Genomic DNA, 16,000 nt, shown 5'->3' with positions numbered 1-16,000 from the left:
TTTTAGGTATATCAATTAGTCTTCCATGGTCGATAGGTCTCCGGTTGGGAGATCCAATTCCCATGCTTTAAGGACGCGTCTCATAATTTTACCGCTTCGGGTTTTCGGAAGCTTTTCACGGAATTCGATTTCCCTCGGAGCTGCATGAGCGGCTAATCCTTTTTTGACAAACTGTCGGATTTCTTCCTTCAAATCATCAGATGCCTCGAAGCCATCTCTTAATGCAACAAAGGCTTTAATAATTTCTCCGCGGACAGGGTCAGGCTTCCCAATAACCCCAGCTTCCGCTACAGCCGGATGCTCAACCAGCTTGCTCTCCACTTCAAATGGACCGACACGTTCGCCTGATGTCATGATGACATCATCAACCCGCCTTGGAACCAGAAGTAGCCTTCCTCATCCATATAAGCAGAATCCCCCGAAACATACCAATCGCCTGGCATGAAATAGGATTCATATTTTTGAGGATTGTTCCAGATGGTATGCATCATGGAAGGCCAGCCTTTTTTTATAGCAAGGTTACCCATCCTGTATGGAGGAAGCTCATTTCCCTGGTCATCCACAATGGCTGCCTGAACGCCTGGAATTGGCTTGCCCATTGACCCCGGCTTTATTACCATGGCAGGATAATTACAAATCAGCTGTGCTCCTGTTTCCGTCATCCACCATGTATCATGAATTCTCAGGTTAAATACCTTTACTCCCCATTTTACTACTTCTGGATTTAAAGGCTCGCCGACGCTTAAAATATGTCGGAGGCTGCTTAAATCAAATTTTTTCACGATTTCGTCCCCTGCCCCCATCAGCATCCTGAAAGCAGTCGGTGCGCTGTACCAAACTGTTACACCAAATTCTTCAATCATTTTATACCAGTTTTCGGGGCTGAAGCGTCCCCCGACAATCACGTTAGATGCTCCTGCAAGCCACGGACCAAAGATTCCATAAGAGGTTCCTGTTACCCAGCCTGGGTCTGCTGTGCACCAATAAACATCTTCCTCTTTTAAATCAAGCACCCACTTGGCGGTCTGATAATGCTGAACCATGGCATTATGGACATGCAAGACACCTTTCGGCTTTCCAGTTGATCCAGAAGTATAATGGAGGATTAATCCATCCGTTTTATCAACCCATTCAATTCTTAGCTCTTTGCTGGCTTCCTTGAATTTCTTCTTAAAGTCCAGCAAAGGCCTTCCTCAGTCACGCCATCGCCCACAAGGAAGATGTGCATTAATGAAGGAAGCTCAGAAACAGGAACACGTTCAAGCAATTCTGGTGTTGTTATCAGCACTTTCGCTTCACTGTCCTGCAGCCTGTCTCTTACTGCACCTTCCATAAAGGCCTCAAATAAAGGACCTACAATGGCTCCAAGCTTTATTGCACCCAGTACAGCGAAATAAAGCTCCGGTGACCGAGGCATAAAAACAAAGACACGGTCCCCTTTTTCTACATCTCCATAAGTTTTAAGGACATTTCCTGCTTTATTGGATAGATCCTTCATTTCCTTAAAAGTATATTTTTCGTCTCTAGCCTGGTCACGATAGTACAGAGCAACTTTATTTTTTCTAAAGGAGACTGCATGCCGGTCAATCGCTTCATATGCCAAGTTGACAAGGCCGGTTTCATTCCAGGAGAAATTCTTTTCTGATTCTTTCCAATCAAATTGCTTGTACATTTCTTCATAATTGCCTAAATTATGCTCCCCCTGCATAACTGGCAGCGCTTCCACTTTCATCGTTACTCCCCCTTTGCCGTATATGATATTATTATAGTATAAATAATATTTATTCTCAATTTTAAAAATATTTCTGCTTACATAATTATTTTGAGTAAAAATTCACTAAAAGTTTTTTAAATTTACCAGAAAATTATGTGAAAGCGCTTTAAATTACAAGAATTTATGTATAATAGAATTAATTATTTGATACATCATTTTAGGTGGTGACTGAATGGAACATAAAAGAACCTACAACGCAAAAGAACTTAAGACTCCGCACGGGAGCTTGATTATAGAAGGGCCTGTGACACCTGAAAAACTAGCAGGCTATGATTTCCATGAAGACCTTGTTGCATTTCGGACTCCAGTCCAGCAACATAAAGCACTGATTGGAATCGCCGGGCTTCCTGAAGGAAGAATTATTATTGCACGAAACCGAGATACCATTGTCGGTTATGTGACTTACTTATATCCCGATCCTCTTGAACGCTGGTCGGAAGGGAAAATGGATAATTTAATAGAATTGGGAGCCATCGAAGTCATTCCACAGTTTAGAGGATGCTCAGTTGGCAAAAACCTCTTAAGGGTTTCCATGATGGATGATGCTATGGAAAACTATATCACTATCACAACCGAATATTATTGGCACTGGGACTTAAAAGGAACCGGCTTGAATGTGTGGGAGTACCGAAAAATAATGGAGAAAATGATGAATGCAGGTGGACTGGAATTGTATGCAACAGATGATCCGGAAATTTGTTCACATCCCGCCAACTGTCTTATGGCCAAAATCGGAAAAAGAATTGATAGTGAATCTGTACAAAAATTTGACCGCCTTCGGTTTATGAACCGCTTCATGTACTAAATTTTCAGAGGGGGCTTTCTGATGATAGTAGAAGAAATTATGAAAACTACTGTGGCTACACTCAGTCCATCACATTCGATTGCAGATGCACTGCTGCTTATGGATAAAAATAAAATCCGCCACCTCCCGATTATTGATTCAGAACAGCATTTAGTCGGTCTTGTAACAGACAGGGACTTAAGAGATGCCGCTCCATCTATTTTTCATGCTGAGGAGCATACTGATGATTTGGAGCAGCCATTAGAAAAAATTATGAAAAAAGACATTATAACGGGCCATCCTCTTGATTTCGTGGAAGAGGTTGCAGCAATATTCTATGAACACCATATTAGCTGCCTTCCAATCATAAAGGACCAGAAACTTGCCGGAATTGTGACCGAAACAGATTTGCTCCGCACACTCGTTGAACTTACAGGAGCCAATCAGCCAGGTTCTCAAATTGAAGTAAAGGTTCGGAATAAAGCTGGCATGCTTTGCGAAATTGCAACGGTCATCCGAAACCGTAAAGCAAATATCCAAAGCGTGCTCGTTTATCCGGATAAAAAGGATGAAGGATATAAAATACTTGTGATAAGGGTGCATACAATGAACCCTGTCGGCTTATTAAGGACCTTAAGGAGGCTGGCCACAATGTATTATGGCCAAAACTGCCGGGGCTCCCTTTATGACAGATAAAAGTGTTTTTATTTATTCAGAAGAGCTGTTGAAATATAAATTCAACAGCCATCATCCTTTTAATCAATTCCGGCTCAAGTTGACTTTAGATTTATTAAAGAAAATGCACGCAATAAATGATAGCTTAATTGTTCCACCCCGAATGGCTACTGAGGAAGAGCTTTGCATGATTCACGATCCGGATTATGTGAATGCAGTCAAATTGGCTGGTTTAAACCAACTTGAGAAAGAAAAAGCTGAAAATTTTGGGTTAGGAACGGAAGATACCCCTGTATTTCCAGGAATGCATGAAGCAAGCGCACTGCTTGTAGGCGGAACATTGACAGCAGTTGACCAGGTTATGTCCGGGCAGGCAGATCATGCCCTCCATCTCGGCGGTGGTTTGCATCATGGCTTCCGCGGTAAGGCATCCGGGTTTTGCATTTATAACGACAGCTCGGTTGCCATCCAGTATTTGCAGAAAAAGTATAATGCACGGGTACTATATGTTGATACTGATGCCCATCATGGTGACGGTGTGCAGTGGTCTTTTTATGATGATCCAAACGTTTGCACTCTTTCCATACATGAAACGGGAAGATATTTATTTCCTGGAACCGGCAATGTTAATGAGAGAGGCCAAGGAAAAGGTTATGGTTTTTCCTTTAACATCCCAGTAGACGCCTTTACAGAGGATGAATCCTTGCTTTTTGCCTACTCTAGCGCTTTAAAGGAAGTAGCTGAATTTTTCAAACCTGATATCATCCTGACTCAAAACGGTGCCGACTCACATTATTATGATCCGCTAACACATTTGTCTGCAACAATGAAGATTTATCGGGAAATTCCAAAGATCGCTCACGAAATCGCCCACCAGTATTGTAATGGAAAATGGATTGCAGTCGGCGGTGGCGGCTATGACATATGGAGGGTAGTTCCAAGAGCCTGGGCGTTAATATGGCTTGAAATGACTGAAAACTCTAATTGTTATGGAAGTTTGCCTGCAGAGTGGATTGATTTCTGGCAAAAAGAAGCTCCTGTTACGCTTCCAAAAATGTGGGATGATCCGGAAGACATGTATGAACCTATCCCCCGAAAAGATGAAATATCTGAAAAGAACATGAGGACGTTAGAAAAAGCACTTTATCCTATTCGAAGTCATACAAAAACAGAGTCTATGTAAGGACTTCTGTATTTGAACACAAAAAACCAGGCAGTAGCTGCCTGGTTTTTAAAATTTGATTTTTTATTTCGTTGACTGACGGTATTCAATCCTGTGTGGAAGAACAACAGTTTGTTCTTCTACTTGTTCTTTATTCATTAGCTTGGTTAGCAAGCGCATTGCAACTGCTCCAATATCATATAAAGGCTGTACAATTGTTGTCAGTTGCGGACGGACCATGAGAGAAAGCCTCGTATTGTCCGAACAGATGACTTCGAAATCTTCCGGTATGCTATAGCCTTTATCCTGTGCACCGTGAACGATGCCCAAAGCCATTTCATCAGCTCCAACTAATATGGCTGTCGGCTTGTCACCCACTTCAAGAAGGCGGTCAAAGGCTTCCAGGCCGGAATCGTAAGTATAATCTCCTTCTACAACTAGTTCCTCATTATAAGGGATACCAGCTTCCTGCAACGCCCGTTTGTATCCATGAAGCTTTTTCTCAGAGTTTTTAGGTTCGTGAAGCGGGCATACAACAAATGCGATATGTTTATGGCCCTATCAATGAATTCCTTTACAGAATCATATACTGCCTGTTCATAGTCAATATTGACAGAAGGTACTTTACCGGATTCTTCAATTGAGCCTGCGAGGACAATCGGAACAGGAGACTTTCCAAACTCCTCCACATGATCTGCGGAGATGTTTCCTCCCATAAATACGATTCCGTCCACTTGTTTCCCTAGCATCGTATTTAACAGGTGCAGTTCTTTTTCTTTGTTCTGGTCAGAATTGCTCAAAATAATATTATACTTATACATTGTGGCAATATCTTCAATTCCTCGGGCAAGCTCCGCAAAAAAGATACTGGATATATCCGGTATGATTACACCGACAGTTGTAGTCTTTTTGCTTGCCAATCCTCTTGCCACCGCATTTGGACGGTAGCCTAATCTTTCAATTACTTCTAACACTTTTTTCCGTGTAGCCGGTTTAACATTCGGATTCCCGTTAACCACACGTGAAACCGTTGCCATCGATACGTTTGCTTCGCGCGCAACATCGTATATTGTTATATTCACGTTCAACACTCCTTTTAAAGCGGGACATTATTATCTTTATTTTATAACAACTAAGCAGAACCTAGTCATACACTTTATGATTGTGAGATAGTAAACAATCTATAATCTGTCTTTAATGATACGATAAGCAGCGCTTTGCCGCAATAAACAAGTTCATTTATTTAAAATAAAAGAAGCCTTCTGCTGTTCTAATGCAGAAGGCTTTTAGCATTTGAATCAGATTCTCGCAAAACGGGAAGAAGAAAGTTCTTGGTAAAAGTGATCAAATTGCTTAAGATCCATTTGTTGTGCCGAGTCAGAAAGTGCTACAGCAGGATCCGGATGGACTTCCGCCATAACTCCATCTGCGCCGATCGCAAGCGCCGCTTTTGCCGCAGGAAGAAGCAGATCCCGTCTTCCAGTTGAATGTGTAACATCAACAAAGACTGGCAGATGCGTTTCTTGTTTTAAAATCGGTACTGCTGTAATATCTAGCGTGTTTCTTGTAGCCCGTTCATACGTCCTTATTCCTCGCTCACATAGGATAATCTGGCCGTTTCCTTGGGACATTATATATTCTGCAGCATTGATGAATTCTTCAATTGTAGCAGCAATTCCTCGTTTAAGAAGAACCGGTTTGTTAACTGCGCCAGCTGCTTTTAAAAGTTCAAAGTTTTGCATGTTACGGGCGCCAATCTGGATTACGTCAAGATAGTCCACAGCTATTTCTATATCGGCAGGATTGACAATTTCACTGATGACAGCCATATCATATTCGTCTGCAATCCGTTTAAGTATTTTAAGCCCTTCCACTCCGAGCCCCTGGAAATCATAAGGAGAGGTTCTAGGTTTGAAAGCACCGCCTCGAAGAAGCTTTAAGCCCTTTGCTTTCATGTTCATTGCTACTGATGCTACCTGTTCATACGATTCTACAGAGCATGGTCCAAAAACAAAATGCGCCTGTCCATCGCCAATCTTTTGACCCTTCAATTCAACAATCGTATTTTCAGGCTTTTTCTTTCTCGAAACCAGCAATGCGTTGCTATGGTCATCTTTTTGAAGATCCATACCCGCTTTAAAAATTTCCTTAAAAATATGGTCAATGGTTTTATTTTCAAAAGGTCCGTTATTATTCTCTTTAATCTTATCAAGCATTTTTCGTTCGCGGACAGGATCATATCGGTTTTCTCCCTGGCCTTCCTTCACCCGTCCAATTTCTTGGACGATTTGAGCTCTTTCGTTAATTAACCTTAATAGTTCCAAATTGAGTTCGTCGACACGTGTTCGTAGTTGATCTAATCCATTATTGCCCATTATTCGTCCCGTCCTTTCTATTTTAAAACCTTGTAAAAGGTTAAATAGCATTTAACCATTCTACCCCACATTAATAAAAAAGCTAAAAAAGGGCTTTTTCTGAAGAGTTCTGAATCTTCTTTAATGGTCGGAGAAAATATGTTACGATTTGCAATATAATTAGGATTTATTATATAGGAAACAAATTTCTTTGTCATCATTTTTCTTTATTAATTAAACGCTTTTAAGTACTAAAGCAATATATGTCTTCATTTATAAGAAGGTGAATAGGTTGGATGGAAAAAACAGGATTTTCGCACTCGATATCGGAACTCGTTCTGTTGTGGGAATTATTCTTGAAAAACAAGATGAGTCATTTCATGTCGTAGATATTCTTTCGAAAGAACATACAGAACGCGCTATGCTTGATGGACAGATCCATGATATTTTAGCCGTCTCAAAAGTAATCAGTGAAATAAAGGAAGAGCTAGAAAAAGATTATGGCCCGCTTAATAGAGTCTGTGTTGCTGCCGCAGGCAGATCCCTGAGAACCGAACGTGCTGAGACAGTCGTCGATATTAACGGCAAGCCCATGCTGACCAAACAAGATATCCTCCATCTGGAGCTGAGCGCCGTTCAAAGTGCTCAGGCTATCGCTGCCCAAAAACAAATCACCGATAACTCACATTATTATTGTGTCGGTTATTCTGTCCTTTATTACCGCCTTGATGGCCAGGAAATCGGAAGCTTGATTGACCAGACAGGTGCAGAAGCATCTGTCGAAATTATTGCTACCTTTTTGCCAAAGGTGGTTGTAGAATCACTAATTTCCGCCCTCCATCGTTCAGGACTTGAAATGGACGCTTTAACATTGGAGCCGATTGCAGCCATAAACGTGCTGATTCCCCCTTCCATGCGCAGGCTAAATGTAGCACTCGTTGATATTGGAGCTGGTACTTCAGACATCGCAATTACCGATCAGGGAACGATTATTGCTTATGGTATGGTGCCTGTCGCCGGCGACGAGATTACAGAAGCAATCAGTGACCAATACCTGCTTGATTTTCCCCTTGCTGAAAAAGCAAAGCGGGAATTACACACAAATGAAACTGTTTTGATATCTGATATTCTTGGATTTGAAACCGAAGTGGAAAAAAAGGAAGTGATTCAACAAATTTCTGGTTCACTTGACCAGCTGGCAGAAGCAATTTGCAATGAGATTCTGCTTTTAAATAATCAAAAATCCCCGAAAGCCGTTATGCTTGTCGGAGGAGGCAGCCTGACCCCTGATTTACCACTGAGAGTTGCAAATCGCCTGCAGCTCCCTGCAAATCGCGTAGCCGTCAGAGGAATTGATGCCATTTCCGGTTTAACAGTTGCCAGCCATATTCATAAGGGCCTGAATTAGTCACGCCAATTGGCATTGCCGTTGCGGCCCATAATACCCCTGTTCAATATGTAACTGTCTATGTGAACGGACAGCCGCTCAGATTATTTGAAATAAAACAGCTGACAATAGGCGATTGCCTGCTGGCTGCCGGAATAAAAATGAACAAACTGTTCGGGAAGCCTGGCTTGCGCGAAAATCGTTTCTCTAAATGGAAAAGTCATCACCATACCCGGAAAATTAGGTTCCTCTCCACTTATTTTAAAAAATGGAGAAAGCAGTTCATTGGATGAGTCCGTTAAAAATGGGGATCATCTTGAAGTTACAAAAGGGGCAGATGGCGAACAAACCGAACTGCGAATCAAGGATTTAATAGACCATCTGCCTGTCAAAAAAGTTTCGCTTAATGGGATAAATTACGAAGTTTCTCCATTAATTCTATGTAATGGAGTGAAGGCAACGGCTGAGAATATGGTCAGAGATAGGGATGAGCTGCAAATTAAAAATCCTGAATCAATCAGTGATCTGTTTGAGGCTCTTCAAAAAGGGAAATTGCTGGAGCAATTAAAAAGCTTCCGCCTCTCACTAAATCGGAAAGAAATAAGCATCCCCTCCCTTGCCGGAAAGCTGTTTTTGAATGGGAAGGAAGCTAAGGAACAGGATGCATTCAGGGATCAGGATGAAATCCAACTAACAGAAAAGTGCCGACTTTCCGTAAAGGACTTGGCAGCTTTCCAAAATATTAAAGTGACCGAAACCATGCCAATCTTTTTTAATGGAGAAAAGGTTCAGCTTTCCAAAACGATTGCAGAAGTAATAAGAAACGGCCAGGCTCTTACAGAAGATGACTTTTTGATTGATGGGGATGAGATTGAAGTAATTGAAAAAGAAACATCTCCTTTTATCTTTCAGGATTTATTTAAATATGTAGACATAGAATTGCCCGAGAAAGCAAATGGCCATTTCATGCTGTTAAAAAATGATAATCAGACAACCTTTTATGACCAGCTGGCACCAGGGGACGAACTGAAAATTGTTTGGCCTCATCTGGAAGAAATTAAATAAAAAAAACGGACGCATGGGCTAAAACCCGTGCGTCCGTTTTTTTATTCGTTAATGCTTACAGCGTCCTTCAAGGCACGAGTGTTAATTTTCCAGTGTGAAGCATTCCAAACCGGTTTCTCCCCTGCAAACAAAATGGCTTGCGGAGATTCGTGTTTAATTTCAAACTTCTCGGCAATATGGTTTGATAGTGACCGGGAATCCTGCACTACTAAAAAATAAGCAGGGACCTTCTGGCTTTCGGATGCAAACTTCTGATACTCCTCATATGCAGCATGGCTGATTGGGCAGGTTGAACTATGTTTCAAAACAATAAGGTTCTTTTTATTGCTTAATAGCTCATCAAATTCTTCAATTGAGTTTATCTTCTCAAGCATGGTATCTCTCCTATTTTAGTGAAATGAAAATCCTGGAAAAACAAAAGGCGCAAGCGTCCTGGTTAGCCCCGACAGGCATAAGACGAATCACGCAGGAAATCCTGATTTCTGGAGTGATTTGGCTTATGACCCCGAGGGGCTGGGCGCTGGAGCTAGATTATTACAACTTAGTAGAAGTTATCCACTTCATTTAATTTTATAATTTCCAAGACGATAATAAAAGCGGGGATAATAATCCCCACTTCTTGTAGTTCCACTGTATCATTTCACCGTTTTTAAGACAAATATTCAGTATTAAAACTTAATTATTAATCTTGCTTTCCTCTTCATCAAAAGCTTTTTTTGCTTCTTCCAGCTTTTGCTTTACATCGGTTTCATCAGCAAGTGTTAAATCATCAAATGATTTTGGCTTGCTAGTTTGAGCAGTTGAACCATTAATTGGGATATATGTTGTTGTCTCTTGCTTTTCACCTTCGTTTCCGATGGTACCCGTGAGGCTTTTAGCTTTATTGACAAGTCCGGCTGTTTGCTCTGTTACCGCCTGAGTCAATGATGCCGATTTCTCTTTCGTCATTGATACGATATTAGTACTCTTATTCACTACATTTTCCAGTACTGGAGCTGTTTTATCTTTCACCAGGATTGCCTGCTGATTAATTGTATCCCTCATATCCTTACCAGATTTGGGAGCCAAAAATAATGCAACAGCAGCTCCTACGATGCCTCCGAACAATGCTCCCATAAAGAATTCCTTAGAGCCGGGACTTCCTTCATTTTTTATTTGATTGGTTTCTCTAGTTTCATACTCTCTGCCTGCCATATTAATCCTCCTCTTAATCTATCGTGACCTTACTCTTTCCCGCTGGCTTTCTCTGGCCATCAATTCGTGTTCAGGGACCGTGTAAGTCTTTTCCTTTTTAGATTTCCACTTATCCTTTAATTCTAGGAAAACATTACTCCACTGCATAACTTGTGAAATTTTTTCTTTATTTTGTTCAATCTGCCTATCCACAGTGTTGGTAATATTCTGTATAGAATGATTAAATTTATTGACTGCTTTTCCTACATCTTTTACTGCATCCACTACAGTATTTAAGCTTTCCGATTTTCTTTGGATATCGTCTGCCAGTGTGTTGGTCTTATGTAACAGCACTGTTGTTTCCCTTGTCACTCCATCCAGCTGGCCCTCCAGCCCAACCAAGGTTTTCGAAACACTTTCAAGCGTCTTTTGAAGTGATTTCAATGTTTTTGATAAGTAAATGACAAGTACAAAAAAAGCGACCGCTATAAGGGCTACGCTCAAGTACAAAATAATTTTCATTCCCTGCACCTCCATATTTATCTACAGTTATCTATTACCCAACCCGCTTTAAAATAAACCGGGCCATCTTTTTATATACTATTTCAAGAAAATAGTCACGCTTTCCTGCAAGGCTATTGAAAAATTTCTTTATGAAGGAATAATTATCAACAACAGTGATGAATTCGGTTACAATATTAATGTATCTCTACTAAATGTGTTGGAGGCGTTATAAAATGAAAGATCCACGTATTGAAACATTGGCAAGAAATTTAATTAATTACTCAGTTCAGCTCCAAAAAGGCGAAAAAGTGCTTATAGAAAATTTCGGCCTGCAGCGTGAACTGGTTACTGCTCTTGTAAAGGAAGCATATGCAGCAGGAGGCTATCCGTTTGTCCTATTAAAAGACCAGCAGGTTGACCGCTCGATGTTAATGGGTGCACAGGAAGAGCAATTTAATATGATTGCCGATTTTGAAGCGGCTGTCATGAGCAAAATGGATGCATACATAGGACTTCGCTCCGGTGATAACATTAATGAGCATGCAGATGTACCAGCTGACAAAATGAAAATTTATGGCGGTACGGTTGGCAAAAAGGTGCATCGCGATATTCGTGTACCAAAAACGAAGTGGGTCGTTCTTCGTTACCCGAATTCTTCAATGGCTCAATTAGCTAAAATGAGTACGGAAGCCTTCGAAGACTTCTACTTCAATGTATGCAATCTCGATTATGGAAAAATGGATAAAGCAATGGACAGCCTTGTTGAATTAATGAACCGGACAGACAAGGTCAGAATTACTGGTCCTGGTACGGACCTTTCTTTTTCTATCAAAGACATCCCTGCGATCAAATGTGCAGGAAGGCTTAACATTCCTGATGGAGAGGTTTATTCTGCCCCAGTACGTGACTCTGTCAATGGCGTAATCACTTACAACACTCCATCTCCATATCAGGGCTTTACCTTTGAGAATGTAAAACTTACTTTTAGAGACGGGAAAATTGTTGAAGCTGAATCGAATGACAGCGAACGAATCAATAAAATCTTTGATACTGATGAAGGCGCACGCTTTGTTGGAGAGTTTGCGATAGGGGTAAATCCTTACATTCTTAATCCAATGCAGGATATCTTATTCGATGAGAAAATAGACGGAAGCTTCCACTTTACTCCAGGGCAATGCTATGATGATGCCTTCAACGGCAACCATTCAAACATTCACTGGGATATGGTCAATATCCAGCGCCCTGAATACGGCGGCGGAGAAATCTATTTTGACGATGTTTTAATCCGAAAAGACGGTCGATTCGTCATTCCTGAGCTGGAAGTATTGAATCCGGAAAACTTAAAATAATTTAAAAAGGGATGTCCGCTTTTGGACATCCCTTTTCCTTATACCGTTAATTGCTTCTCGTATGCTTCCTGAAACTTCTGTATATCTCCTGCTCCCATAAAAACAATGACACTATTGTCATGTTGCTGAAGCATTGAGGTATTTTCTTCAGACAAGATTTCAGAACGTTCTACCCTTTCCTGAAGATCCTTTATGGAAAGTTTGCCATGATTCTCCCTTGCTGAACCAAAAATTTCACAAAGATACACTTTGTCTGCTAAATTCAGGCTATCTGCAAAGTCTTCCAAAAATGTTTGGGTACGTGTAAATGTATGCGGCTGAAAAACAGCTACGATTTCTTTATCAGGATACTTCTGCCTTGCCGCATCGATTGTAGCCTTAATTTCAGTTGGATGATGGGCATAGTCGTCAATAAGAATCTGTGAACCCATGTTTTTTTCCGAGAACCTTCTTTTAACACCCTGGAATGTTTTAAGCTGTTCCTTAACTATTTCTACATCCAATTCCTCGTAATGGCATAAAGCAATTACCGCTAATGAATTTAAAACGTTATGGTTCCCAAATGTAGGAATGGAGAACGTTTCGAACAAGGTGTTTCTTATAAACACATCAAAGGTCGTTCCTTCAGATGATGTAACAAGATTTTTGGCTTGATAATCATTCTCCTCGCCAAATCCGTAAAAAAGCACTGGAACTTTTGCCTGGATTTTTTGCAACTGCTCATCATCTCCGCAGGCAAAAATACCTTTCTTTACTTGAAGTGCCATCTCCTGGAAAGCCGAGCACACATCTTCAATATTGGCAAAATAATCAGGATGATCAAAATCGATATTCGTCATGATTGTATAATCCGGAAAATACGATAAAAAGTGCCTTCTATATTCGCAAGCTTCAAAAACGAAGTATTCAGATCCCTCTTCACCTTTACCAGTACCGTCACCGATTAAAAAGGAAGTTGGCTTAGCCCCTTTCATTACATGAGCAAGCAAGCCAGTCGTAGAGGTTTTTCCATGGGCGCCTGTAACAGCGACACTTGTGAAATTTTGCATGAAGTCTCCGAGGAAACGATGATAGCGTACAATCGGAAGACCTAGCTTCATTGCCTCCTGTATTTCCTCATGCGTATCGGGATAGGCATTACCTGCAATAATTGTCATACCCGGCTGAATATTTTCCTTTTGAAAAGGAAGAATTTTTATTCCTGATTGTTCAAGAGCTATTTGTGTAAAAAATCGCTTTTCAACATCGGAGCCCTGCACCTCAAACTTCATATCGTGCAGAATTTGTGCCAGTGCACTCATTCCCGACCCCTTTATACCTACGAAATGGTGAATAGTCATATAAAGAACCTCCAACCAACGTCTATATGTAAAACAGTATATGACATCTATTTATAATTGCTAATTGTACGTGAGTTCATAGAACTCATTGTGTATGAAAAAGCTTTAACATATTAAAACATTATAACATAATGATTTGAAACGGGGGAAATCTGCGCAAATAAACATATTCCCTATTTCAGGTTTTTAAAACCTGCCATCAGACTTTTTTCCGCTAGCAGCTTTGTTGAAGCCTTATGGGAGAAAGACTGGCGGCAGGTTCAATATGGATAGCATTAATCTATTATTTGTATTATTTGTTCTTGTTGATAAAAAATACCATTTTTAATTGGATCACTTTAAAAATTGCTGCCATGAAACCTTTCACCTAAACTAAAGGCTGCTTGCTTCATAAATGGACTCAAGATCTGACTCAGTTATCAGGACCTCACGTGGTTTGCTTCCGCGGGCACTTGATATAAATCCCTGTTTCTCCATCAGGTCCATTAGCCGTGCTGCGCGATTGTAACCAATTTTAAACCTGCGCTGCAGGCTTGAAGTGGATGCCCCACCTTGATCAACGACAAATTCACAAGCCTCGAAAAATAATTCGTCTTCTTCCTCTGTAACCTGCGCCTTTTTAAGTAATTCCTCTTGCTCGAATAAATAGTTTGGTGCCTGCTGGTCCCTCGCATGGGCTACAACAGAGTCAATTTCTTCATCCGACACAAAAGTGCCTTGCAGACGGACCGGTTTAGAGGAACCATTTTCTAAAAATAGCATATCCCCGCGCCCTAGCAGTTTTTCAGCCCCGCTAATGTCAATGATCGTTCTCGAGTCAATTTGGGAAGAGACTGAAAAAGCAATCCGAGTAGGAACATTGGCTTTTATCAAACCTGTAATGACATCCACTGACGGCCTTTGGGTGGCGATAATCAGATGGATTCCGCATGCCCTTGCCTTCTGGGCAATCCTGCAGATCGCTTCCTCCACATCAGCAGGCGACATCATCATCAAATCAGCGAGTTCATCAATGATGATAACAATGAACGGCAATTTTTGGGAATGTCGTTTATGCTCAGTGGCCAACTCATTAAACCGATTGATATCCCTGACACCGGTATGTGCAAATAACTCGTATCGGCGTTCCATCTCTTCCACTGCCCATTTTAATGCCGCTGTTGCAGCTTTAACATCGGTAATTACCGGGCTGACAAGATGGGGAATCCGATTATAGGGTGCCAATTCCACCATTTTTGGATCAATCAGCAATAATTTTAATTCGTCCGGACTTGCTTTATAAAGCAGACTTACAAGAATCGTATTAATACATACGCTTTTTCCCGATCCAGTTGCACCGGCAATAAGACCATGCGGCATCTTCTTCAAGTCTGTCACAATCGGCTTACCCGAGATATCCAATCCTAGAACTGCCGTCAATGGAGAAGTACTTTCTTTAAAAACAGACGACTCAATAATTTCGCTGATTAATACAGGCCGTGAACTTTGGTTAGGCACTTCAATCCCGATTGTATGTTTTCCGGGGATGGGAGCTTCTATCCTTATATCTTTAGCAGCAAGACTTAATTTAATATCGTCCGTTAAATTGGTAATCTTATTCACTTTCACTCCAGGCTCCGGCTGAACTTCAAATCGGGTAACTGAAGGGCCTTGGGTGACGTTTACAACCTTTGCCCCCACATTGAAATTCTGAAGAGTTTGATTTAACATCTCCTCTTGGTTCGAAAGCCAATCCGTATCTATTGCATTAGAAACAGGAGGCTTTAGCAAATGAAATTCGGGAATTTGATACCTGGCAAGTTCGGGATCATAGTCCATGCTTATCGAAACATGTTCTTCGTTCAATGGAATATTTTTTTCTGCTTGGATAAGTGGAACTTCTTTAGCAATGGCTTGGGGTGCTACCTCCAAAGTCTTGAATCTGCTTCTCTCTTCGAATTTCCGCTTATCCTGTTTTAACATCATAACATTAAACGGCAAGTGAGTTCTTCTGCCCTCCGTTTGTTTAATGCTATCGTCCTTTTCAGGCTCCTTATATTCATGCTCTGAAGCGAGTACTTCACCAGCTCCATCCATTTCAGGAAGAACGGCTGGTTCAGCAGACATTACAGGCTGTGTTTCCATGACCTCTTCCATTTCCATTAGTCCTGGTTCAATGGTTTCTCCCACTTCTACTACCGGAGCTGGTTCGATAATAGTTTCTGCTACTTCCACTACCGGAGCTGGTTCGATGATTTCTGCCTTTTCCATTACCGGAGCTGGTTCGATAATTTCTGCCTTTTCCACTACCGGAGCTGGTTCGATGATTTCTGCCTTTTCCATTACTGGGTCTGGTTCGATAATTTCTGCCTTTTCCACTACCGGAGCTGGTTCGATGATTTCTGCCTTTTCCATTACCGGAGCTGGTTCGATAATTTCTGCCTTTTCCACTAC

At 41.1% G+C, this 16,000-nt stretch carries 8 protein-coding genes and 5 pseudogenes; 5 read left to right on the top strand and 8 right to left on the bottom strand.

Annotated elements, in window-relative coordinates; genetic code table 11:
• Positions 1-15: 15 nt before the first annotated feature.
• Positions 16-1,732 (bottom strand): annotated as a pseudogene (gene acsA / locus RCG23_RS17465) (acetate--CoA ligase).
• Between the two features lie 214 nt (positions 1,733-1,946).
• On the opposite strand from acsA, the gene RCG23_RS17460 reads away from it, so the two are divergent.
• The 3 genes and pseudogenes from RCG23_RS17460 to RCG23_RS17450 all read left to right on the top strand — a co-directional run bounded on the left by RCG23_RS17460 (position 1,947) and on the right by RCG23_RS17450 (position 4,416).
• On the top strand, positions 1,947-2,579 hold the full coding sequence (locus RCG23_RS17460) for a GNAT family N-acetyltransferase (protein WP_308176727.1): 633 nt from the start codon (positions 1,947-1,949) through the stop codon (positions 2,577-2,579).
• A 21-nt stretch (positions 2,580-2,600) separates the two neighbouring features.
• Positions 2,601-3,247: pseudogene (locus RCG23_RS17455) on the top strand (acetoin utilization AcuB family protein).
• Positions 3,244-4,416 carry an acetoin utilization protein AcuC gene (locus tag RCG23_RS17450; RefSeq protein ID WP_308176726.1) on the top strand — a complete coding sequence of 391 codons (1,173 nt, stop codon included), beginning with the start codon at positions 3,244-3,246 and terminating at the stop codon, positions 4,414-4,416. Before RCG23_RS17455 ends, RCG23_RS17450 begins: the two are co-directional and overlap by 4 nt.
• A gap of 63 nt (positions 4,417-4,479) precedes the next feature.
• Here the strand turns inward: RCG23_RS17450 and ccpA are convergent.
• Both ccpA and RCG23_RS17440 read right to left on the bottom strand, forming a co-directional pair.
• Positions 4,480-5,432 (bottom strand): annotated as a pseudogene (gene ccpA / locus RCG23_RS17445) (catabolite control protein A).
• A 261-nt stretch (positions 5,433-5,693) separates the two neighbouring features.
• Positions 5,694-6,770, bottom strand: a complete 1,077-nt coding sequence (locus tag RCG23_RS17440; RefSeq protein ID WP_308176725.1) for a bifunctional 3-deoxy-7-phosphoheptulonate synthase/chorismate mutase — start codon at positions 6,768-6,770, stop codon at positions 5,694-5,696.
• Positions 6,771-7,041: 271 nt separating this feature from the next.
• Between RCG23_RS17440 and RCG23_RS17435 the strand changes: the two are divergent.
• Positions 7,042-9,201: pseudogene (locus tag RCG23_RS17435) on the top strand (cell division protein FtsA).
• A gap of 41 nt (positions 9,202-9,242) precedes the next feature.
• Here the strand turns inward: RCG23_RS17435 and ytxJ are convergent.
• The 3 genes from ytxJ to RCG23_RS17420 all read right to left on the bottom strand — a co-directional run bounded on the left by ytxJ (position 9,243) and on the right by RCG23_RS17420 (position 10,896).
• The gene (gene ytxJ, locus RCG23_RS17430) at positions 9,243-9,575 is read right to left on the bottom strand and encodes a bacillithiol system redox-active protein YtxJ (protein ID WP_308176724.1); all 333 of its coding nucleotides are present in this window, start codon (positions 9,573-9,575) and stop codon (positions 9,243-9,245) included.
• 301 nt (positions 9,576-9,876) lie between these two features.
• The gene (locus RCG23_RS17425) at positions 9,877-10,395 is read right to left on the bottom strand and encodes a YtxH domain-containing protein (protein WP_308176723.1); all 519 of its coding nucleotides are present in this window, start codon (positions 10,393-10,395) and stop codon (positions 9,877-9,879) included.
• Positions 10,396-10,413: 18 nt separating this feature from the next.
• The gene (locus RCG23_RS17420; RefSeq protein ID WP_308176722.1) at positions 10,414-10,896 is read right to left on the bottom strand and encodes a DUF948 domain-containing protein; all 483 of its coding nucleotides are present in this window, start codon (positions 10,894-10,896) and stop codon (positions 10,414-10,416) included.
• Between the two features lie 215 nt (positions 10,897-11,111).
• Here RCG23_RS17420 and RCG23_RS17415 point away from each other — a divergent pair, with 215 nt between their 5' ends.
• Positions 11,112-12,227 carry an aminopeptidase gene (locus RCG23_RS17415; RefSeq protein WP_308176721.1) on the top strand — a complete coding sequence of 372 codons (1,116 nt, stop codon included), beginning with the start codon at positions 11,112-11,114 and terminating at the stop codon, positions 12,225-12,227.
• A 38-nt stretch (positions 12,228-12,265) separates the two neighbouring features.
• On the opposite strand, the gene murC is transcribed toward RCG23_RS17415, so the two are convergent.
• Both murC and RCG23_RS26025 read right to left on the bottom strand, forming a co-directional pair.
• Entirely contained in the window at positions 12,266-13,567 is a 1,302-nt protein-coding gene (gene murC, locus RCG23_RS17410) for a UDP-N-acetylmuramate--L-alanine ligase (RefSeq protein WP_308176720.1), read from the bottom strand.
• Positions 13,568-13,939: 372 nt separating this feature from the next.
• Positions 13,940-15,343: pseudogene (locus RCG23_RS26025) on the bottom strand (DNA translocase FtsK); the annotation flags it as partial.
• Positions 15,344-16,000: the final 657 nt, after the last annotated feature.

Origin of the sequence: Neobacillus sp. PS3-34, from assembly GCF_030915465.1 — a bacterium.
In the GTDB taxonomy this organism is placed as follows: Bacteria; Bacillota; Bacilli; order Bacillales; family Cytobacillaceae; genus Neobacillus_A.
The sequence above is the reverse complement of the archived record's forward strand: the minus strand, read 5'-3'. Positions and strand labels throughout refer to the sequence as shown.

What these genes read in the sequence shown, in the direction of transcription:
- RCG23_RS17460 (WP_308176727.1), top strand. Translation starts at nt 1,947, where the DNA reads ATGGAACATAAAAGAACCTACAACGCAAAAGAACTTAAGACTCCGCAC.
- RCG23_RS17450 (WP_308176726.1), top strand. Translation starts at nt 3,244, where the DNA reads ATGACAGATAAAAGTGTTTTTATTTATTCAGAAGAGCTGTTGAAATAT.
- RCG23_RS17440 (WP_308176725.1), bottom strand. Translation starts at nt 6,770, where the DNA reads ATGGGCAATAATGGATTAGATCAACTACGAACACGTGTCGACGAACTC.
- ytxJ (WP_308176724.1), bottom strand. Translation starts at nt 9,575, where the DNA reads ATGCTTGAGAAGATAAACTCAATTGAAGAATTTGATGAGCTATTAAGC.
- RCG23_RS17425 (WP_308176723.1), bottom strand. Translation starts at nt 10,395, where the DNA reads ATGGCAGGCAGAGAGTATGAAACTAGAGAAACCAATCAAATAAAAAAT.
- RCG23_RS17420 (WP_308176722.1), bottom strand. Translation starts at nt 10,896, where the DNA reads ATGAAAATTATTTTGTACTTGAGCGTAGCCCTTATAGCGGTCGCTTTT.
- RCG23_RS17415 (WP_308176721.1), top strand. Translation starts at nt 11,112, where the DNA reads ATGAAAGATCCACGTATTGAAACATTGGCAAGAAATTTAATTAATTAC.
- murC (WP_308176720.1), bottom strand. Translation starts at nt 13,567, where the DNA reads ATGACTATTCACCATTTCGTAGGTATAAAGGGGTCGGGAATGAGTGCA.